This is a genomic window from Streptococcus sp. HMSC073F11, assembly GCF_001810785.1.
In the GTDB taxonomy this organism is placed as follows: Bacteria; Bacillota; Bacilli; order Lactobacillales; family Streptococcaceae; genus Streptococcus.
On the sequence record NZ_KV802690.1, the window covers coordinates 211,139 to 231,619 of the forward strand.

Sequence of the window (20,481 nt, forward strand, 5' to 3'; positions counted from 1 at the left end):
CAACAAGTACAGGTCCTCAAGGACTTCCACAAACTGGAACTCCAAGCTTCCAAGGTGGCGATCCACTGGTTCCAATCGATGAAACTGTGGCGGCGACATTTGAAGATGGATCAACTGAAAAAGTGATTCCAGGTGAAGGGACTTATATAATCTCACCAGATGGCACAGTGACCTTCACTCCAGAAGCTAATTTTGTAGGACAAGGAACCGGTGTAACGATTGTCCGCAAGGATAAGAACGGCACCCCAGTTACTGCAAGCTATCGCCCAACAGTTGTAGATCCATCTACTGGTCATGATACGGCTTCTACAGGAGCAAAAGGTCAACCACAAGTGGCAACCCCAACGTTTGAAGGACATATCGATAGTACAGTTCCACCAACATTTGAGGATGGTAGCACGACTATGGTTGTTCCGGGTGAAGGAAGTTATACAATTGATAAAGATGGTAAGATTACCTTTACTCCAGAACCAGACTTTGTTGGTACAGCTAAAGGATTGGTTGTAAAACGTTTGGATGTGTATGGAAATGCAGTTACTGCTCGCTACACACCAACTGTCCTTGGACAAACACAAGTGAGTTATGCGACATCAGAAGGTCTTAAAGGTCAAACTCAGACTGGTAAACCAAACTTTACAGGTGATGTCGATCTGACAGTTCCGCCAACCTTTGAAGATGGAACAACTGAAAAAGTCGTTCCAGGTCAAGGAACTTATGTAATCTCACCAGATGGCACCGTCACCTTTACTCCTGAGGTAAACTTTGTAGGACAAGCCAAAGGTGTGAAAGTGATCCGTAAAGACCGTAATGGAAATATCATTTCAGGATTCTATACTCCAACAGTAGTAGAACTTCCTGTAGTTGAAAATCCAGAACAACAAGGTATTACAGAAGAAAGAACTACTAAAACTCTTCCAAATACGGGTTCTGAGGAGACATCTCACTTGACAGCTGGTCTATTGGCTGCTTTATCAGGTATGGGATTAATTTCTCTAGCTCAAAGAAAAAAATCTGAGGAAGAATAATTAGTGGCAAAAGTCAACAAGTAAGTTGTTTTGGATACTTGATTGAAATGATTACATTCATTGCTATCTAAGAAGATGTCAGTCTAACAGAAAGAGAGAACCAATTGGTTCTCTCTTTTTGGTAATTGATTTGAAAATCGTCTAATTATTTTGCCTCAATTGTTCACTATCCTGCTAAAGTGGTATAATATAGCTATACGAGGAGGCTCGATTTTGATTTATATAATTGGTTTCACTTGTTTTTTACTTTTAATGTTACTGTTTTCTCGTCTCATTCAGCAATCAAAGAACCCTTCGGGCTTTCTAGGAAAACGAATGATGAAATTGTGGAATAGAGCCTATCTCCCCATGTTTGTATGGGCAATTCGTCATCTGGATAGGACATTTTACCCTGCAATCTTAGATGTAGGAGTTGGGAATGGCCGTTCAACCATCCTACTGAAAGAAACTTTTCCGCAAAGTACTATAACTGGAATTGATATTTCAGATGTAGCAATAGCTCAAGCCAAACAGATAGAGATAACTAATATAAATTTTGAACGAAGAGACGTTAGGGAGACAGGCTTTTCTGATGAAAGTTTTGATTTAATCACAGCTTTTCAAACTCATTTTCATTGGCAGGACCTAGAGGCTTCTTTTATGGAACTTCGAAGAATACTCAAATCAGACGGGATACTCTTACTGGCTTGTGAATATAACAAGTTGTCTTACTTTTTACCAGAGGTCCAAAGCGAAGAAGCATTTAGACGATTCTTGTTGTTAATAGGGTTTGAGCTTATAACTAGTCAAAGAAAGGAAGCGTGGATCCTTTATAAAATTGTTAAACATTAATGGAGGTACAGTCATGAAACAATTATTTTTATGTTCATACTTTGCTGGAGTCAAAAAGCTTTTTAGCGATTATGCAAAGGAAAAGAATCTAGAAAACAAGGTTTTATTTATTCCTACCGCTGGGAACAAAGAGGATTATACTGCCTATATCGATGAGGCTCAGCAAACATTCAAAGATTTAGGATTTGAGATAGAGGTTCTAGATATTGCTTCTTGTGATCGAGAAACTGCACAGGCAAAGATTTTCCAAAGCAAAATTCTTTATATCTCTGGCGGGAATACATTTTATTTATTACAAGAATTAAAGAAAAAACAACTCCTATCTCTTATCAAAGAACAAATAAGAGATGGGCTGATCTATATGGGAGAATCAGCAGGGGCTATCATTACCGCCAAGGATATTGACTACAATAAGCTCATGGACGACAAGACGGTAGCGACAGAGTTATCGGATACAACGGGATTGGATGTAGTGGAGTTTTACATCCTTCCACATTATAGTGAGGAGCCTTTTACTGATAGTAGCAAGAAGACCTTTGAAACCTATAAAAATCAGCTCGACTTAATGCGAATGAACAATTCACAAGCTGTTATTGTAAATGATAAAGAAATAAAAGTTGTTTCTGAACAGGATTAAAATAATTTTTTTCACTATTATGACATCTATTCTAATACGTTGTCCCTTTTAAAAAGAAAAGGGAAGATAATATAAGTTTATGGCAGTTTTCCCTTGACAATTATTCATTTTGCGTGTAAAATGGAATAGATCTTGAACTTGAAGGGAGTGAAAAAAATGTCTAAAACAGTAGTACGTAAGAATGAATCTCTTGACGATGCACTTCGTCGTTTCAAACGTGCGGTTACTAAAGCTGGTACTCTTCAAGAAACACGCAAACGTGAATTCTATGAAAAACCTTCTGTAAAACGTAAACGTAAATCAGAAGCAGCTCGTAAACGTAAAAAATTCTAATTTGAAATGAAAGGCTAGACTTGTCTAGTCTTTTTTTGCACAATGTTTAGAGGAATAAATTGTTATGAAAGAGTATATAAAAGAATATCAAAAGATGCGTGAAAATCACTTGGAAGATTGGGGTTATTGTGCTGATCCGATAGATTGGAAGGAATTTGAAGAGTCAAACCAAAGAATTTTTGAAAAGTATTTGACCGATTCAAAAGTATTGTCTGACAAGGTTTTAAGGGTAAAATTGTACAGTAGCTTATTGCTAGATGATACTAAATATTTTGCCTATTATGCTGCGTTTTTAGATGGGGATTATAAGCAGTTAAACAACGTTCTATGGCAAACAGGAAGAACCAAGTTGCTGAGAGGCGGTTTGTTGGCAAGTGGAACCATTTACACAGATGGGATTTTGAAAGGCTTGTTTACCTCTTTTGCTTGTAACGATTTTTCAGCCATTCCATCATTCGTCCCCAAAGATTTACCCTTGTTGAAAGGAACCTATTATCCAGAAAATGTGATGAATCTTTTATACGCTCTTTATTATCAAGATGAAGAAAGATTATCTGAGTCTCTCTTGCGTGCACAACAGTTTTTAGAGAAGAAAAAACGAACTGGTATGGAAGAATTTTCTGTTCGGTATTTTATAAACTTGGCAAGAAAAGATGCAGTTGCATTAAGCGAGTCCTTACAAAGTTTATGCCAAGCTTATCAGAGACGAGGCTTCCCCTATGAAAAAATTGATAAGTGCTTTGCGGATGAGATTCATGGTCTGTATCGTTTGGTACGATATTTTGACCATTCCTTGTTCGAAGAAGTCAGTATGCCATCTCATAAGACTTTTTTGAAGGAGTTTGAAGAATGGCAAGTCCAAAATCAGTTTCCAAAAGGTCAACAGTTCTATACCTATCCTCAAGATATGGCTGATGCAAATAGAATACTAACAAAAGGTCTTCCAAGGATTTACTTAGAAAAATCTGGAAGGGACTTGGTGATAGACGTTGACCGATTTGCAGTAGATTTGTCTCGGTTAATTTGAAAGAGTACGAAAAAACTTCCTAGTCAAATCTTTTCCCAAGCAACATCAAATAAATACTGTAAATCCTGCAAAAAAAGGAAACTTCCAACTACAATTTGATATAATAGTAAGGAGAACTCGATTGAAGGAGGAAATTATGTCGGTTTTAGTAAGAGAAGTAATTGAAAAGCTCAGACTAGATATTGTATACGGCGAAGGCGAATTGCTTGAAAAAGAAATCAACACAGCGGACATTACGAGACCTGGTCTTGAAATGACGGGCTATTTTGATTACTACACTCCAGAACGGATCCAGCTTTTGGGGATGAAGGAGTGGTCCTATTTGGTTAGTATGCCTTCTCAAAACCGTTATCAAGTTTTGAAAAAAATGTTTCTGCCAGAAACACCAGCGGTCATCGTAGCTCGTGGTTTGGTAGTTCCAGAAGAAATGTTGAAGGCTGCTAGAGAATGTAAGATTGCGATTTTAACCAGTCGGACAGCAACCAGCCGTTTGTCTGGAGAGTTATCTAGCTATTTGGATTCCCGTTTAGCTAAACGTACCAGTGTACATGGTGTCTTGATGGATATCTATGGCATGGGAGTCTTGATCCAAGGGGATAGTGGTATCGGTAAGAGTGAGACAGGTCTTGAACTCGTGAAGCGTGGTCATCGTCTAGTAGCGGATGACCGTGTCGATATTTATTCTAAGGATGAGATGACTCTTTGGGGAGAACCAGCTGAAATTTTAAGGCATCTGCTTGAGATTCGTGGAGTTGGGATTATCGATGTTATGAGTCTCTATGGAGCAAGCGCTGTAAAAGATTCTTCACAAGTTCAACTGGCTGTCTATTTGGAAAATTACGATACCCATAAGACTTTTGACCGTCTAGGAAACAATGCCGAAGAATTAGAAGTTTCTGGTGTAGCTATTCCACGTATCCGCATCCCGGTAAAAACAGGACGCAATATCTCTGTTGTTATTGAGGCGGCAGCAATGAACTATCGTGCTAAGGAAATGGGCTTTGATGCGACACGTTTATTTGAAGAACGTTTGACAAATCTGATCGCTCAAAATGAGGTGAAACATGATTAATCCAGTTGCATTTGAAATCGGACCTTTTTCCATTCGTTGGTATGCCCTGTGTATTGTGGCAGGCTTGATCTTGGCAGTCTATCTTGCCATGAAAGAAGCTCCTAAAAAGAAAATCCTATCAGATGATATTTTGGATTTTATCCTGATTGCTTTTCCTGTAGCTATTTTAGGTGCTAGACTATACTACGTACTCTTTCGTTTAGATTATTATCTGCAAAATCCAGGTGAAATCATCGCCATCTGGAATGGCGGTTTGGCCATTTATGGTGGTTTGATAGCAGGAGCTATTGTACTCTATATCTTTGCGGATAGAAAACTCATCAATACTTGGGACTTTCTAGATATTGCGGCTCCGAGCGTTCTGATTGCCCAAAGTTTAGGGCGCTGGGGGAACTTCTTTAACCAAGAAGCCTACGGTGCAGCAGTAGATGGTCTGGATTATTTGCCAGGCTTCATTCGTGACCAGATGTACATTGATGGTAGCTACCGTCAGCCGACCTTCTTATATGAGTCGGTTTGGAATCTGATCGGTTTTGCTTTGATTTTGATTTTTAGACGAAAATTAAAGGGAATCAGACGTGGTCATATCACTGCTTTCTACTTGATTTGGTATGGCTTTGGTCGTATGATTATCGAAGGGATGCGGACGGATAGTCTCATGTTCTTTGGTCTGCGAGTTTCCCAATGGTTATCAGTTGTCCTTATCGGACTCGGTATTTTTATCATACTTTATCAAAATCGAAAGAAAGCCCCTTTCTATCATACAGAGGAGGAAAAATAAATGTTAGAAGTTGCTTATATTCTTGTTGCCATTGCTTTGATTGTCTGTTTAGTCTATTTGACAATTACGATTCAAAAAGCAGGTCGTATGATTGATGAGACAGAGAAAACCATCAAAACGTTGAGCTCGGATGTGGACGTTACCTTGCATCAGACCAATGATTTGTTGGCTAAGGTCAATGTGTTAGCAGACGATATCAATATCAAAGTTGCGACAATCGACCCACTCTTTACGGCTGTAGCAGACTTGTCTGAGTCAGTATCTGATCTCAATAGTCAAGCGCGTGTCTTGAGTAAGAAAGCTTCATCAGCTGGATCAAAAACACTTAAGACGGGTGCTGGATTATCTGCACTCCGTGTCGCAAGTAAATTTTTCAAAAAATAAAAAAGGAGAAATCTCATGGGAAAACTATCCTCTATCCTTTTAGGAACCGTTTCAGGTGCAGCTCTGGCCTTGTTCTTAACCAGTGACAAGGGCAAGCAAATTTGCAGTCAAGCTCAAGATTTTCTAGATGATTTGAGAGAAGATCCAGAATATGCCAAAGAGCAAGTCTGTGAGAAATTGACAGAAGTGAAGGAACAGGCAACGGACTTTGTGCTGAAAACAAAGGAACAAGTAGAATCTGGTGAAATCACTTTTGACAGTGTCCTTGATCAAGCCAAAACATGTGCACGACAAGCGACAGAAGCATCAAAAGAAACCTTTAACAATCTCAAGGAGCAATGGCAAGAACAGCCAGCAACTCCAGATATCGTAGAAGACGAAGAAGAGATTATTATTGATATTACAGAAGAATAAAACATCACCATCTCTGGTTCTGGAGATGGTGATTTTTATCTGGAAACCAGTCTTTGTGGTATAATAATTACTATGCAGAAAAAACCAACATCAGCCTATGTGCATATTCCCTTTTGCACACAGATTTGTTATTATTGTGACTTTTCAAAAGTATTTATCAAGAATCAACCAGTAGATAGTTACTTGGAGCATCTGCTAGAGGAGTTTCGTTCTTATGATATCCAAAAATTGCGAACCCTTTACATTGGAGGTGGGACGCCAACGGCTTTGTCCGCTCCGCAATTAGAAGTACTCCTGGATGGCTTGACTAAAAACTTGGACTTGTCAGTTTTGGAAGAGTTGACCATTGAGGCCAATCCAGGAGATTTGGATGCGGATAAGATTGCGGTTTTGAAACAGTCTCCAGTCAATCGTGTTTCCTTAGGTGTGCAGACTTTTGATGACAAGATGCTGAAAAAGATTGGGCGCAGTCATTTGGAAAAGGATATTTATGAAAATATCGACCGCCTCAAACTGGCTGGCTTTGATAATATCTCCATCGATTTGATTTACGCTCTTCCTGGTCAGACTATGGATCAGGTCAAGGAGAATGTGGCTAAGGCCATTTCGCTTGATATTCCTCATATGAGCCTTTATAGCTTGATTTTGGAAAATCATACGGTCTTTATGAACCGTATGCGACGTGGGAAACTGCCCCTGCCCAAGGAAGAGTTAGAAGCAGAGATGTTTGAGTACATCATTGCAGAACTGGAGCGAGCTGGTTTTGAGCATTATGAGATTTCCAATTTCTCTATGTCTGGCTTTGAAAGTCGACACAATCTCATGTACTGGGACAATGCTGAGTACTATGGTATCGGTGCAGGAGCGTCAGGTTATGTGAATGGCGTTCGTTATAAAAATCACGGACCTATCCGCCACTATCTCAATGCAGTAGAGGCAGGAAATGCTCGGATTACAGAAGAACACCTGAGTCAAAGGGAGCAGATGGAAGAAGAAATGTTCCTAGGACTCCGGAAAAAATCCGGGGTTTCCATGGCGCGATTCGAGGAAAAATTCGGACGATCCTTTGATGGACTTTATGGAAAAATTGTCAGGGACTTGACACAACAAGGTCTTATGCAGATCGATGGTGATCGTGTCCGAATGACAAAGAGAGGTCTCTTTTTAGGAGACACCGTAGCAGAACGATTTATTTTGGAGTAGAACAATGGGTTTAACTTATCAGATGAAAATGAAAATTCCTTTTGATATGGCGGATATGAATGGTCATATCAAACTTCCAGATGTGATTTTGCTGTCCCTGCAAGTATCAGGTATGCAATCGATTGAGCTGGGAGTCAGTGACAAGGACGTCTTGGAACGCTACAATCTGGTCTGGATTATCACGGATTATGAGATTGACGTGGTACGTTTGCCTCGCTTTGCTGAGGAGATTACGATTGAAACGGAAGCCTTGAGCTACAACCGTCTTTTTTGCTATCGTCGCTTCACTCTCTATGATGAAGCAGGTCAAGAAGTGATTCGTATGATGGCAACCTTTGTTCTCATGGACCGCGATAGTCGGAAAGTTCATGGAGTCGAAGCGGAAATTGTTGCTCCTTACCAGTCTGAGTTTGATAAAAAACTCATCCGTGGGCCAAAGTATACAAATCTAGAAAACCCGATCAGTAAAGACTACCATGTTCGTTTTTACGACTTGGATATGAATGGTCATGTCAATAATAGTAAATACCTAGATTGGATTTTTGAGGTTATGGGGGCCGATTTTCTAACCAACTATATTCCAAAGAAAATCAATCTCAAGTATGTTAAAGAAGTGCGACCAGGTGGCATGATTGCCTCAGCTTATGAACTCAAGGGACTAGAAAGCAAGCATCAGATTATCAGTGATGCCGAAATCAATGCCCAAGCTATGATTACTTGGCAAGAAATTGAAGCGCATTAGAAAGGACGATATGGCTTATAAAGGTTATTTAATTGATTTAGACGGAACCATTTACAAGGGGAAGGACCGGATTCCAGAGGGAGAGGCTTTTGTGCATGAATTGCAAAAACGAGAGATTCCCTATCTCTTTGTGACCAACAATACAACTCGTACTCCTGAGAGCGTTCAAGAAATGTTGGCTAAGAATTTTAATATCAACACGCCTTTATCAACTGTCTACACGGCAACTTTGGCAACCATCGACTATATGAATGACTTGGGACTTGAAAAGACCGTCTATGTTATCGGAGAATCAGGTCTCAAAGAAGCCATCAAGGCGGCTGGTTATGTGGAAGACAAGAGAAATCCTGCCTATGTGGTAGTTGGACTGGACTGGCAAGTGGACTATGAAAAATTTGCCAAAGCAACTCTTGCGATTCAAAAAGGCGCCCACTTTATCGGAACCAACCCTGACCTCAACATCCCGACAGAACGAGGGCTTTTGCCAGGTGCTGGTTCACTGATTACGCTACTTGAAGTAGCAACACGAGTGAAGCCTGTTTATATTGGAAAACCAAATGCTATCATTATGGACAAGGCGGTTGAGCACTTAGGTTTGGAACGTGAAGAGTTGATTATGGTTGGAGATAACTATTTGACTGATATTCGAGCTGGGATTGATAATGGCATTCCAACGCTCTTGGTGACGACAGGTTTTACCAAGTCAGAAGAAGTGGCAGACCTGCCAATCGCACCTACTCATGTAGTTTCTAGTCTAGTGGAGTGGGATTTTGATGAAAACTAAACTGACCTTTTGGGGCTCTATGCTCTTTCTCCTCTCCCTCTCAATCCTTATGACTATTTATCTGGCTTGGATTTTCTATCCGCTGGAAGTTCAGTGGCTGAACTTAACGAATCGGGTCTATCTAAAATCAGAAACTATTCAATACAACTTTCATATCTTGATGAATTACCTGACCAATCCTTTTAGTCAGGTCTTGCAGATGCCTGATTTTCGTTCGTCAGCTGCTGGGCTACACCATTTTGCAGTGGTCAAGAACCTCTTTCACCTGGTTCAATTAGTTGCCCTTGTGACACTACCAAGTTTCTATTTTTTTGTGAAAGGAATTGTGAAAAAGGGATTTTTATCTTTATTCAGTAAGGGGCTTTTGACTCTAGTAGTCTTGCCTGTTCTGATTGGTCTCGGGGGAGTTTTGATTGGTTTTGACCAATTCTTTACTCTTTTCCATCAAATTCTCTTTGTGGGAGATGATACCTGGCTTTTTGATCCAGCCAAGGATCCTGTTATTCTGATTTTGCCAGAGACCTTTTTCCTTCATGCCTTCCTCCTCTTTTTTGCCCTCTATGAAAGCTTCTTTGGCTATCTTTATCTGAAAAGTCGTAGGAAATAATACTAAAGATATTCTTATTTTGCATAAATCAATTAGGTATGTGATTCGAAACTATTGTCAAGAATGAATTAATCAAATCCAAAAAGAGCTAATCGTTCGCAAACAGTCTATTTTTCTTGAAAAAATAGGCTTTTTTTCTAAAAATCTCTAGTCAAGCGCTTTATTTTTTTGTATAATAGAAGTAGTAAAGTATAGATAAGAAGAGAAAAGCATGATTACACTATTTCTATCACCGAGCTGTACTTCATGTCGTAAGGCAAAGGCTTGGTTAGAAAAACATAAGGTGCCCTTTGAGGAGCACAATATTATGACCAGTCCTTTAACAAGAAAAGAATTGCAACACATTCTTTCCTTGACCGAAAATGGTACTGATGACATCATTTCAACTCGTTCAAAAATTTTTCAAAAATTAGATATTGATGTAGAAAGTATTTCGGTATCGGAATTGCTTCATTTAATTGAGCAGTACCCTAGTCTTTTGCGTCGTCCAATTATTATCGATGCCAAACGCATGCAAATCGGTTTCAATGAAGATGAGATTCGTGCTTTTCTCCCTCGTAGTTACCGTAAGCAAGAACTAAAAGAAGCAAGAATGAGAGCTGGTATTAGTTAATGAACAAACAGTATAGTTACCCACTAGATTTGTCGTGGAGCACTGAAGAACTTGCTTCAGTGCTTTCTTTTTTTAATGATGTTGAAGCTGCCTATGAGGGCAAGGTAGAGGCTAAAAAGTTACTTGACTCCTATAAAGGATTCAAAGCGGTCGTGCCAAGCAAGAGCGAAGAGAAACGTTTGGGACGAGAATTTGAAACGGTTAGTGGCTATTCGCTCTACCGAGCAGTTCAGGCTGCCAAGGAAAAAGGGGAAGGAAAGATTTCTCTTGGAAAGTAAGTTTGAATTTGCTAAAGAGCTCGTCAAGAAGGCGGGCCAGTACATCCTTGACCATATGCAGGAAGATTTGCAAGTTGAGACCAAGTCCTCTCCAACAGACTTGGTGACCAGACTGGACAAGGAAGTTCAGGAGCTATTGGTTGGTGAGATTTTGTCCCGTTATCCTGAGGATAAGATTTGTGCTGAAGAAGGTTGTCTGCGAGCCTCGGTTCAAGATGGCAATGTTTGGGTCATTGATCCCATTGATGGTACCAATAACTTTGTAGCCCAGCAGGAAGATTTTGCTGTTATGATGGCTTATTTTGAAAATGGTCAAGGCCAGTTTGCTCTCATTTATGATGTGGTCAAAGGGGATTGTTACCACGGTGGCGGATCCTTTCCAGTTTGCCGAAATGATCAGCCCCTAGCTCCCTTTAAGCCAAAACCACTTGGAGATTTCCTCATTGCAGGGAATAGTGGTATGCTGGAAACCAATGAATGGGGCTTGGCTGATTTGGGTCGAGCGGTCCTCGGTGTTCGTGTCTATGGGAGTGCGGCCATTAGTTTTACCAAGATTTTGTCAGGACGTTTGTTGACCTATGTCACCTATCTGCAACCATGGGATTATGCTGCGGCTAGTATTTTAGGGGAAAGTCTGGGCTATCGGGTGGTAACCCTTTCTGGTGAAACTCCTAATTTTCAAACCAGACAGCCGGTCATGATGCTACCTCTTGAGATGCAGGAGGAAATTCAGTCCTATATTTACGAAAGGAAAAGAACTTAAATGCAATTTCCAGAAGGATTTGTTGAAAAATATGAAGAGATACTAGGAGATGAGGCAAGAGATTTTCTTGCCTCTTTTGAGGAGGAAGCGGTTTCGGCCTTTCGGGTCAATCCTTTAAAAGAAGCGCCAGTTTCCTTTCCTGATGCCATTCCTCAAACCCCTTGGGGACATTATGGGAAGGTTTCAGGGAAATCGCCTGAACATGCTACAGGTTTGGTCTATTCGCAAGAACCCGCTGCTCAGATGGTGGCTCAGGTAGCCAAGCCCAGTCCTGGGATGAAGGTCTTGGACTTGGCAGCTGCACCAGGAGGTAAATCAACTCAATTAGCAGCCTATCTAGCAGGGGAGGGTCTCCTTGTTTCCAATGAAATTTCAAGCAAACGGGCTAAGATTTTAGTAGAAAACATGGAGCGCTTTGGAGCGACAAATGTCGTGGTGACCAATGAATCTGCTGACCGCTTGGCCAAGGTTTTTAAGGGCTATTTTGACCTCATTGTCCTTGATGCTCCTTGCTCAGGGGAAGGGATGTTCCGTAAGCAACCAGATGCTATGGACTATTGGAGCTTAGATTATCCGAGTCAATGTGCTAGTTTGCAAAGAGAAATTCTGGAAGATGCAGTAACCATGCTAGCTGAAGGTGGTCGCTTGGTTTATTCAACCTGTACCTGGGCCCCCGAGGAAAACGAAGAGATTGTTAATTGGTTGTTGGATGAGTATGATTTTGACTTGTTACCAGTAGAGCATATCAATGGAATGGTAGCTGGTATTGGCCTGCCAGAAACGGCTCGGATGTATCCTCATCATTTTAAGGGAGAGGGGCAATTTGTAGCCCATTTACAATTTAGGGGTGACAATCCAGCTACTAAATTTAAGGCAAGTAAGAGCAATCTTAGCCGAGAACAAGTTACTTTGTGGCAGGAATTTGCCCAAAAACACCTGAAAATCAATCTAAGGGGAATCTTGCAGACTTTTGGTGACCAACTCTATCTCCTGCCAGAACTTTTGCCAGATTTAGGGAAACTCAAGATTGCTCGGAATGGCCTGCATCTAGGGACCTTTAAGAAGAAACGCTTTGAACCCAGTTTCGCTCTTGGTCTAGCCTTGAAACCGAGTCAGGTCAAGCAGTCAGTTGAAATTAATCAAGAAGAGTTTGTAAAGTATGTGGCTGGAGAAACCGTTCAGCTGGCAGAAAGTCTGCCAAATGGTTGGTATCAGGTTTTGGTTCAAGGCAATGGGTTGGGCTTTGCAAAGGTGACTGGAAATGTTTTGAAAAATTATTTTCCAAAAGGCCTCAGATTCAAGTGAAAATGCTAGTCAAAGTAGCTTGTCTATGTTATAGTGGAAGTATGGATTTTTTTCAAATTGTCTTTCATTTTAAGTCAAAATTGGTGGAGAAGATAACTGAGCAAATTTCTAGTAAAACCAAGCAAAGAACTTCAGTTGGCTCCTAATTTTCAAAAGAAAAACATAAATAAATAGTTGAAAAAATTCACAGCATTCACCATTATTTTCAAGGAGAAAAACAGTGAAAAAAAGGAAAAAACTCGCTCTATCCCTTGCAGCTCTTTTGCTGGCAGGTTCTTTGGCGGGATGTGCTAGCTGGATTGATCGTGGGGAATCCATGACAGCTGTTGGTTCAACGGCTCTTCAGCCTTTGGTCGAAGCAGCAGCAGATGAATTTGGCTCTCTGCACGTTGGGAAAACAGTCAACGTCCAAGGTGGAGGATCTGGTACAGGTCTGTCTCAGGTTCAGTCTGGAGCCGTTGATGTAGGAAATTCAGACGTATTTGCCGAGGAAAAAGACGGTATCAACGCATCCGCTCTAATGGATCATAAGGTTGCTGTAGCGGGCTTGGCAGTGATTGTGAACAAGGAAGTTGATGTTGAAAATCTGACAACTGAACAACTCCGTAGCATCTTCACAGGTCAAGTGACCAACTGGAAAGAAGTCGGTGGGAAAGACCTAGCCATTTCGATTATCAACCGCGCGGCAAGTTCAGGTTCACGTGCAACCTTTGATAGTGTTGTCATGGATGGCCAATCTGCCGTGCAGAGTCAAGAACAGGATTCAAATGGGATGGTCAAAAACATTGTTTCCCAGACACCAGGAGCCATTTCTTACCTAGCCTTTGCCTATGTAGATGACTCTGTCAAACGCATGAAATTGAACGGCTATGAGCCAATTGCAGAAAATGTTACAAGCAATAATTGGCCTTTGTGGTCTTACGAACACATGTACACCCTAGGTCAACCCAATGAATTGGTGGCAGAATTTCTCAACTTTGTCCTCTCAGATGAAGCGCAAAGTGGAATCGTTAAGGGAATGGGCTATATTTCTGTCAAGGAAATGAAGGTTGAAAAAGATGCTGTCGGAACGGTGACAGCACTAGAAGGGAGTCACTAATGAATCAAGAAGAATTAGCTAAAAAATTACTTTCTCCCTCAAAGAACTCTCGTTTAGAGAAACTTGGAAAAGGCTTGACCTTTGCCTGTCTGTCTTTGATTGTCATCATCGTGGCCATGATTTTGATTTTCGTAGCCCAAAAAGGTTTGTCGACCTTCTTTGTCAATGGGGTTAATATCTTTGATTTCCTCTTTGGACAAACTTGGAATCCTTCAGGTAAACAATTTGGTGCCCTTCCCATGATTTTGGGTTCCTTTATTGTCACAATCCTATCAGCCCTTATCGCAACTCCTTTTGCCATTGGTGCGGCAGTCTTTATGACCGAGGTCTCACCAAAAGGTGCTAGAATCTTGCAACCAGCCATTGAATTGCTGGTCGGGATTCCTTCAGTTGTGTATGGATTTATCGGTTTACAGGTCGTAGTGCCCTTTGTACGTAGTGTCTTTGGTGGAACTGGTTTTGGGATTTTGTCAGGGATTTTCGTTCTCTTTGTTATGATTTTACCGACGGTAACCTTTATGACAACCGATAGCTTGCGTGCGGTGCCTCGTCACTACCGCGAAGCTAGTTTGGCTATGGGAGCGACTCGTTGGCAAACCATTTGGCGCGTGACCTTGAAGGCAGCGCGTTCAGGGATTTTCACTGCAGTGGTCTTTGGGATGGCGCGTGCCTTTGGTGAAGCCTTGGCCATTCAGATGGTAGTCGGAAACTCAGCTGTTGTCCCAACTTCATTGACAACGCCTGCTGCGACCTTGACCTCTGTTTTGACCATGGGTATCGGAAATACCGTTATGGGAACCGTTGACAATAATGTTCTCTGGTCACTGGCCTTAGTCTTGCTCTTGATGAGTTTGGCCTTCAACAGTGTGATTAAATTGATTACGAAAGAAAGAGGAAAGAAAAACTATGCACGCTAAGAAATTAGATAAAATTGCAACAGCTGTCCTCTACTCAATTGCAGGAATTATCGTTGCCATCTTGGCATCCTTGATTCTTTATATCTTGGTTCGTGGTTTGCCCCACATCTCTTGGTCTTTCTTGACTGGCAAATCATCTTCTTACCAAGCAGGCGGAGGGATTGGAATTCAGCTCTATAATTCCTTCTTCCTTCTGGTTATTACCTTGATTATCTCTGTTCCCTTATCTATGGGGGCTGGGATTTTCCTAGCTGAATATGCCAAAAAAGGTCCGGTGACCAATTTTGTCAGAACCTGTATTGAAATCTTGTCTTCACTGCCATCAGTGGTTGTGGGTCTCTTTGGTTACTTGATCTTTGTAGTTCAGTTTGAGTATGGATTTTCAATCATTTCAGGTGCCTTGGCCTTGACAGTCTTTAACTTACCTCAGATGACTCGTAATGTTGAAGACAGCTTGAAACACGTTCACCATACGCAACGTGAGGCTGGTCTGGCCCTTGGGATTTCTCGTTGGGAGACTGTTGTCCATGTGGTCATTCCAGAAGCTCTTCCAGGTATTGTGACTGGGGTCGTCTTGGCCTCTGGCCGTATCTTTGGTGAGGCTGCGGCTCTTATCTATACAGCAGGACAATCCGCTCCAGCCCTTGACTGGTCTAACTGGAATATCCTCAGTGTTACCAGTCCTATCTCAATCTTCCGTCAAGCAGAAACCTTGGCTGTCCACATTTGGAAGGTCAACAGTGAAGGAACCATTCCTGATGCTACCATTGTATCTGCTGGTTCTGCTGCTGTGCTCCTCATCTTTATCTTGATTTTTAACTTTGGAGCACGCAAACTCGGAAGCTATTTACACAAGAAATTAACCGCTGCCTAAAGGAGAAGCCATGTCAAAATATAACTGGGATGAAAAGCATATCATCACCTTCCCTGAAGAAAAAGTGGCCCTCTCTACCAAGGATTTACATGTTTACTACGGTAAAAATGAATCCATCAAGGGCATCGATATGCAATTTGAAAAAAATAAAATTACAGCCTTGATTGGTCCTTCTGGATCAGGGAAATCTACTTATCTTCGCAGTCTCAATCGGATGAATGATACTATTGATATTGCCAAGGTCACAGGTCAAATCCTCTATCGAGGGATTGACGTTAATCGTCCAGAAATCAATGTCTATGAGATGCGCAAGCATATCGGAATGGTCTTTCAACGTCCAAATCCATTTGCTAAGTCTATTTATCGCAACATTACTTTTGCTCATGAACGTGCAGGTGTTAAGGACAAGAAAGTCCTTGATGAAATTGTAGAAACCTCTCTAAGACAGGCTGCCCTTTGGGATCAGGTCAAAGACGACCTCCACAAATCAGCCTTGATGCTTTCTGGAGGTCAGCAACAACGTCTCTGTATCGCTCGCGCCATCTCTGTTAAGCCAGATATCCTCTTGATGGATGAACCGGCTTCAGCCTTGGATCCGATTGCGACAGCCCAACTGGAAGAAACCATGTTGGAATTGAAGAAGGACTTTACCATCATTATCGTTACCCACAGTATGCAACAGGCTGCGCGTGCTAGTGATTACACAGGATTTTTCTACTTGGGTGACTTGATAGAGTACGATAAGACCTCTAATATTTTCCAAAATGCTAAACTACAGTCAACCAATGACTACGTAACAGGACACTTTGGATAGAAAGGAAACAGTATGACAGAAGCGATTTTACAGGTATCAGACCTGTCCGTTTACTACAATCAAAAAAAGGCCTTGAATAGTGTTTCCCTATCTTTCCAACCTAAGGAAATTACAGCCTTAATTGGTCCATCTGGATCAGGGAAGTCAACTCTTCTCAAGGCTATCAACCGTATGGGGGATCTCAATCCAGAGGTAACCACAACTGGTTCAGTAGTTTACAACGGCCACAACATTTACAGTCCGCGTACAGATACAGTTGAATTGCGGAAGGAAATCGGGATGGTTTTCCAACAACCAAACCCCTTCCCTATGTCTATCTACGAAAACGTTGTTTATGGGCTTCGTATCAATGGAGTGAAGGACAAGCAAGTTCTGGATGAAGCAGTAGAAAAAGCCTTGCAACGAGCTTCCATCTGGGATGAGGTCAAGGATCGCCTACATGATTCAGCTATCGGGCTTTCAGGTGGACAACAGCAACGTGTTTGTGTTGCCCGTGTCTTGGCAACCAGTCCTAAAATCATTCTCTTGGATGAACCGACTTCAGCCTTGGACCCTATATCTGCTGGGAAGATTGAGGAAACCTTGTATGGTCTAAAAGATAAATACACCATGCTCTTGGTTACGCGTTCCATGCAACAAGCCTCTCGTATCTCTGACAAGACAGGATTTTTCCTAGATGGAGATTTAATTGAGTTTAACGATACCAAGAAGATGTTCCTCAACCCACAACACAAGGAAACAGAAGATTATATTTCAGGAAAATTTGGATAAGGAGATAAATGATGTTACGTTCTCAATTTGAAGAAGATTTAGAGAAATTGCATAACCAGTTCTATGCTATGGGACAAGAAGTGCTATCTCAAATCAATCGTACAGTGCGTGCCTTTGTTACGCATGACCGTGATTTGGCCAAGGAAGTCATCGAAGACGATGCAGAAGTGAACGAATACGAAGTGAAATTGGAAAAGAAATCATTTGAAATGATTGCTCTTCAACAGCCAGTTTCTCAGGACTTGCGTACTGTTTTAACAGTCTTGAAGGCCGTATCTGACTTGGAACGTATGGGGGACCATGCCGTTTCCATTGCCAAAGCGGCAATTCGTATGAAAGGGGAGCAACGCATCCCAGCTGTTGAAGAAGAAATCAAGAGAATGGGTCGCGATGTCAAGAACTTTGTTGAAGCAGCCCTTGAACTCTATCTCAACGGTTCAGTTGATCAGGCCTATGAAGTAGCAGCTATGGACGAAAAAATCAACCATTACTTTGATAGCATTCGTGACTTAGCTACAGAAGAAATCAAGAAAAATCCAGATGCCATTGTTACAGGTCGTGATTATTTCCAAGTGATTGCTTTCTTGGAACGTATTGGAGACTATGCTAAAAATATCTGTGAATGGGTTGTTTACTTTGAAACAGGTAAGATTGTCGAACTATAAAATAGGTTCATTCTGTATAAAAAGGAGCTGGAAATCAACTGATAGCTCCTTTTCTTGAATGAAAAAAATATTTTTAAGATAAAAATTCAAAAAATGCTTGACAAGCAACTTGGATAGCGTTATAATTATACAAAATTAACAGAGAGGTTGTTTATTTATGAAATCAAAAAAATGGATATTTGTTTTATGTAGCTTTCTTGCAAGTTTCTTCTTAGTGGCTTGCCAGTCGGGTTCGAATGGTTCTCAGTCAGCTGTTGAGGCCATTAAGCAAAAGGGTAAATTAGTTGTGGCGACTAGTCCTGACTATGCACCTTTTGAATTCCAATCCTTAGTTGACGGGAAAAATCAGGTAGTCGGTGCGGATATTGATATGGCCCAAGCTATCGCTGATGAACTTGGGGTGAAGTTGGAAATTTCAAGCATGAGTTTTGACAATGTATTGACCAGTCTTCAAACTGGTAAGGCTGACCTAGCGGTTGCAGGAATTAGCGCTACTGATGAGAGAAAAGAAGTCTTTGATTTTTCAATCCCTTACTATGAAAACAAGATTAGTTTCTTGGTTCGTAAGTCTGATGTAGAAAAATACAAGGATTTAACTAGCCTAGAAAGTGCCAATATTGCAGCGCAAAAAGGGACTGTTCCAGAATCAATGGTCAAGGAACAATTGCCAAAAGCTCAGCTGACTTCCCTAACCAATATGGGTGAAGCTGTTAATGAATTACAGGCTGGAAAAGTAGATGCTGTTCACATGGATGAGCCTGTTGCCCTTAGCTATGCTGCTAAAAATGCAGACCTAGCTGTCGCAACTGTCAGCTTGAAGATGAAGGACGGCGAAGCTAATGCAGTTGCCCTTAGAAAAAATAGTGCTGATTTGAAAGAAGTGGTGGACAAGGTCATCAAAAAACTCAAGGATGACGGCACCTACCAAAAATATCTTGAAAAAGCGGCAACCTTAACAGAAGTTGAAGAATAATACTCAATGAAAATCAAAGAGCAAACTAGGAAGCTTGCCGCAAGCTGTACTTGAGTAAGGTAAGGTGACGCTGACGTGGTTTGAATTTGATTTTCGAAGAGTATAAGAAAAAAGCAGAGTTGGAAGTCAGTCCAATTCTGCTTTTAAATAGTCTAAAACTTTTTTTAGATTGTCTAGGGACACCTTGGCAAATTGATAAGGGCAGGCATCCAAGTAAGCCTCCTCAAAGAAGTTCAATTTCAGCTGACTGTGTTTGAGGCTGGCGATTTTAGGATACTGTCTGAGGTCTAGCAATAAACCATCGTGTAGGGGATAATGAGGAAGGGGACAAGGAGTGTTAGCTAGTCTTTCCTCGATTTGTTTTTGGTAGTCTTCCTGATTGGACAAGCGAGCTAGACGATTTTTCTCAAACAATTGACTGTCAATATAGAGTGATAAGGCCTTTTGCATGATGAGGTTGCTGTCGTAGTCTAGGATATTTTTGTAGGCCACAAAGGCTTCTTTGATAGCATTTGGCAGAATGAGTGCCGTAATCCGCAGGGCTGGAAAGAGGCTGGTTGAGAAGGACTTGATATAAATGACGCGCTCCTCTGTATCCAGATAGTGGAAGGTCTGGCCCTTTTTAGAGTCCAAATCCCCCAGATAGTCGTCCTCTACGATATAAACACCATACTTGGCAGCTAAGTCAAGAATAGCTCGTTTTTCCTGCTCTGAATAGGAATGCCCCAGAGGATAGTGAAAACGAGGAATGGTATAGAAAAACTTAATTTTTCCAGTCTTGAAGTGGCCTTCCAGCTCTTCCAAGTCAATCCCATCAATGCCTCGTTCAATCGTTTGATAGTCCAGACCTTGAGCAATCAAGAGGCGATTCATCCGATGGTAGGTCGGCTGTTCCACCAAGATTTCCTTGGCTTGGCTAGGAAAGGATATTTGAGAAAGAATAAAAAGAGCTTGTTGGGTTCCAGAAGTCAGTACCAGTTGGTCAGCCTTGCAGTAGAGAGCTTGGTCAAAGAGGAGTTTATGAATGGATTGTCTTAAGTCTTCTAATCCTTCTTGGTTATCATAGTAGTTGAAGAGGTAGTTTTCCCGGCCAATCAAGGTTTCATTGACACAGAGTCGGAAATCGTCATAGGCGCTGGCGTGTTCATCGGTAACCTCGATTTCTAGGTCTTGATGTTGTCCTTGTTCTAGAACATAATAGCCACTCTGGGGTTTGGCATAGAGGTATTGTTCGTGCCGTAATTCCAACAGGGCTCGTTGGACAGTATCCTTGCTACAGTGAAAGTCAAGGCTCAGTTGACGGATAGAAGGCAGGCGGCTACCCGTTGGAAAGCGTCCAGACTCGATACTATTTTTCAGATAAGCTACGACCTCTTGGTACTTGCTTTGTTTCTTCATTCCAGACCTCCCTTGATTTTGTTACATTGTACCTTTTTTTTTTTCTTCTTGGCAATGTCTAGTGTGATTCTCTCGTTCACATATAAAGCTAAATGTGGTATACTTAGGAGTAAGATTTATAGAATAATACTCTTCGGAAATCTCTTCAAACCACGTCAGCTTCGCCTTGCC

At 41.3% G+C, this 20,481-nt stretch carries 25 protein-coding genes; 24 read left to right on the forward strand and 1 reads right to left on the reverse strand.

Annotated features, from left to right (window positions below):
• The 24 genes from HMPREF2764_RS10255 to HMPREF2764_RS02765 all read left to right on the forward strand — a co-directional run.
• Nucleotides 1-1,025 (forward strand): LPXTG cell wall anchor domain-containing protein (locus HMPREF2764_RS10255; RefSeq protein ID WP_261673651.1); only part of this gene is annotated, 1,025 nt, incomplete at its 5' end.
• A 213-nt stretch (nucleotides 1,026-1,238) separates the two neighbouring features.
• Nucleotides 1,239-1,856 (forward strand): class I SAM-dependent methyltransferase, encoded by a 618-nt coding sequence (locus tag HMPREF2764_RS02655; RefSeq protein WP_070527005.1) that lies wholly within the window; start codon nucleotides 1,239-1,241, stop codon nucleotides 1,854-1,856.
• Nucleotides 1,857-1,869: 13 nt separating this feature from the next.
• Nucleotides 1,870-2,493: a Type 1 glutamine amidotransferase-like domain-containing protein gene (locus tag HMPREF2764_RS02660; RefSeq protein WP_033629474.1), complete on the forward strand. Its 624-nt coding sequence runs from the start codon at nucleotides 1,870-1,872 to the stop codon at nucleotides 2,491-2,493.
• A gap of 156 nt (nucleotides 2,494-2,649) precedes the next feature.
• Nucleotides 2,650-2,826: a 30S ribosomal protein S21 gene (rpsU, locus tag HMPREF2764_RS02665; RefSeq protein WP_000048054.1), complete on the forward strand. Its 177-nt coding sequence runs from the start codon at nucleotides 2,650-2,652 to the stop codon at nucleotides 2,824-2,826.
• Between the two features lie 64 nt (nucleotides 2,827-2,890).
• Nucleotides 2,891-3,853, forward strand: a complete 963-nt coding sequence (locus tag HMPREF2764_RS02670) for a hypothetical protein (RefSeq protein WP_033629475.1) — start codon at nucleotides 2,891-2,893, stop codon at nucleotides 3,851-3,853.
• A 136-nt stretch (nucleotides 3,854-3,989) separates the two neighbouring features.
• Nucleotides 3,990-4,925: an HPr(Ser) kinase/phosphatase gene (gene hprK / locus HMPREF2764_RS02675; RefSeq protein ID WP_000115193.1), complete on the forward strand. Its 936-nt coding sequence runs from the start codon at nucleotides 3,990-3,992 to the stop codon at nucleotides 4,923-4,925.
• Complete coding sequence (gene lgt / locus HMPREF2764_RS02680) at nucleotides 4,918-5,706, forward strand: prolipoprotein diacylglyceryl transferase (protein ID WP_070527008.1); 789 nt, start codon at nucleotides 4,918-4,920, stop codon at nucleotides 5,704-5,706. The genes hprK and lgt overlap by 8 nt, the downstream gene beginning before the upstream one ends.
• Nucleotides 5,707-6,090, forward strand: coding sequence for a DUF948 domain-containing protein (locus HMPREF2764_RS02685; RefSeq protein WP_070527013.1), 384 nt, complete (start codon nucleotides 5,707-5,709; stop codon nucleotides 6,088-6,090).
• Nucleotides 6,091-6,105: 15 nt separating this feature from the next.
• Nucleotides 6,106-6,504 (forward strand): YtxH domain-containing protein, encoded by a 399-nt coding sequence (locus HMPREF2764_RS02690; RefSeq protein ID WP_070527016.1) that lies wholly within the window; start codon nucleotides 6,106-6,108, stop codon nucleotides 6,502-6,504.
• Nucleotides 6,505-6,576: 72 nt separating this feature from the next.
• Entirely contained in the window at nucleotides 6,577-7,707 is a 1,131-nt protein-coding gene (gene hemW / locus HMPREF2764_RS02695; protein ID WP_070527019.1) for a radical SAM family heme chaperone HemW, read from the forward strand.
• A 4-nt stretch (nucleotides 7,708-7,711) separates the two neighbouring features.
• Complete coding sequence (locus tag HMPREF2764_RS02700) at nucleotides 7,712-8,449, forward strand: acyl-[acyl-carrier-protein] thioesterase (protein ID WP_070527022.1); 738 nt, start codon at nucleotides 7,712-7,714, stop codon at nucleotides 8,447-8,449.
• A gap of 10 nt (nucleotides 8,450-8,459) precedes the next feature.
• Nucleotides 8,460-9,233: a TIGR01457 family HAD-type hydrolase gene (locus HMPREF2764_RS02705; protein ID WP_070527025.1), complete on the forward strand. Its 774-nt coding sequence runs from the start codon at nucleotides 8,460-8,462 to the stop codon at nucleotides 9,231-9,233.
• Nucleotides 9,223-9,840 (forward strand): TIGR01906 family membrane protein, encoded by a 618-nt coding sequence (locus tag HMPREF2764_RS02710; RefSeq protein WP_070527029.1) that lies wholly within the window; start codon nucleotides 9,223-9,225, stop codon nucleotides 9,838-9,840. Before HMPREF2764_RS02705 ends, HMPREF2764_RS02710 begins: the two co-directional genes overlap by 11 nt.
• Nucleotides 9,841-10,051: 211 nt before the next feature.
• Nucleotides 10,052-10,453, forward strand: a complete 402-nt coding sequence (locus tag HMPREF2764_RS02715) for a Spx/MgsR family RNA polymerase-binding regulatory protein (RefSeq protein WP_000631254.1) — start codon at nucleotides 10,052-10,054, stop codon at nucleotides 10,451-10,453.
• A complete protein-coding gene (locus HMPREF2764_RS02720; RefSeq protein WP_001041974.1) occupies nucleotides 10,453-10,731 on the forward strand; it encodes a UPF0223 family protein in 279 nt (92 codons plus the stop codon). The genes HMPREF2764_RS02715 and HMPREF2764_RS02720 overlap by 1 nt, the downstream gene beginning before the upstream one ends.
• On the forward strand, nucleotides 10,721-11,494 hold the full coding sequence (locus HMPREF2764_RS02725; RefSeq protein ID WP_070527032.1) for an inositol monophosphatase family protein: 774 nt from the start codon (nucleotides 10,721-10,723) through the stop codon (nucleotides 11,492-11,494). The genes HMPREF2764_RS02720 and HMPREF2764_RS02725 overlap by 11 nt, the downstream gene beginning before the upstream one ends.
• Nucleotides 11,495-12,799 carry an RsmF rRNA methyltransferase first C-terminal domain-containing protein gene (locus tag HMPREF2764_RS02730; RefSeq protein WP_070527035.1) on the forward strand — a complete coding sequence of 435 codons (1,305 nt, stop codon included), beginning with the start codon at nucleotides 11,495-11,497 and terminating at the stop codon, nucleotides 12,797-12,799.
• A 220-nt stretch (nucleotides 12,800-13,019) separates the two neighbouring features.
• Nucleotides 13,020-13,898, forward strand: a complete 879-nt coding sequence (locus HMPREF2764_RS02735; RefSeq protein WP_070527038.1) for a phosphate ABC transporter substrate-binding protein PstS family protein — start codon at nucleotides 13,020-13,022, stop codon at nucleotides 13,896-13,898.
• Nucleotides 13,898-14,815 (forward strand): phosphate ABC transporter permease subunit PstC, encoded by a 918-nt coding sequence (gene pstC / locus HMPREF2764_RS02740; RefSeq protein ID WP_001070903.1) that lies wholly within the window; start codon nucleotides 13,898-13,900, stop codon nucleotides 14,813-14,815. The genes HMPREF2764_RS02735 and pstC overlap by 1 nt, the downstream gene beginning before the upstream one ends.
• A complete protein-coding gene (pstA, locus tag HMPREF2764_RS02745) occupies nucleotides 14,805-15,689 on the forward strand; it encodes a phosphate ABC transporter permease PstA (RefSeq protein WP_070527042.1) in 885 nt (294 codons plus the stop codon). Before pstC ends, pstA begins: the two co-directional genes overlap by 11 nt.
• Nucleotides 15,690-15,699: 10 nt before the next feature.
• Complete coding sequence (pstB, locus tag HMPREF2764_RS02750; protein WP_000049851.1) at nucleotides 15,700-16,503, forward strand: phosphate ABC transporter ATP-binding protein PstB; 804 nt, start codon at nucleotides 15,700-15,702, stop codon at nucleotides 16,501-16,503.
• A 12-nt stretch (nucleotides 16,504-16,515) separates the two neighbouring features.
• On the forward strand, nucleotides 16,516-17,274 hold the full coding sequence (pstB, locus tag HMPREF2764_RS02755; RefSeq protein WP_000133484.1) for a phosphate ABC transporter ATP-binding protein PstB: 759 nt from the start codon (nucleotides 16,516-16,518) through the stop codon (nucleotides 17,272-17,274).
• An 11-nt stretch (nucleotides 17,275-17,285) separates the two neighbouring features.
• A complete protein-coding gene (gene phoU, locus HMPREF2764_RS02760; protein WP_000946458.1) occupies nucleotides 17,286-17,939 on the forward strand; it encodes a phosphate signaling complex protein PhoU in 654 nt (217 codons plus the stop codon).
• Between the two features lie 157 nt (nucleotides 17,940-18,096).
• Nucleotides 18,097-18,912: an ABC transporter substrate-binding protein gene (locus tag HMPREF2764_RS02765; protein WP_070527045.1), complete on the forward strand. Its 816-nt coding sequence runs from the start codon at nucleotides 18,097-18,099 to the stop codon at nucleotides 18,910-18,912.
• Between the two features lie 126 nt (nucleotides 18,913-19,038).
• Here the strand turns inward: HMPREF2764_RS02765 and HMPREF2764_RS02770 are convergent, their stop codons facing one another.
• Complete coding sequence (locus tag HMPREF2764_RS02770) at nucleotides 19,039-20,310, reverse strand: aminotransferase-like domain-containing protein (protein ID WP_070527048.1); 1,272 nt, start codon at nucleotides 20,308-20,310, stop codon at nucleotides 19,039-19,041.
• Nucleotides 20,311-20,481: the final 171 nt, after the last annotated feature.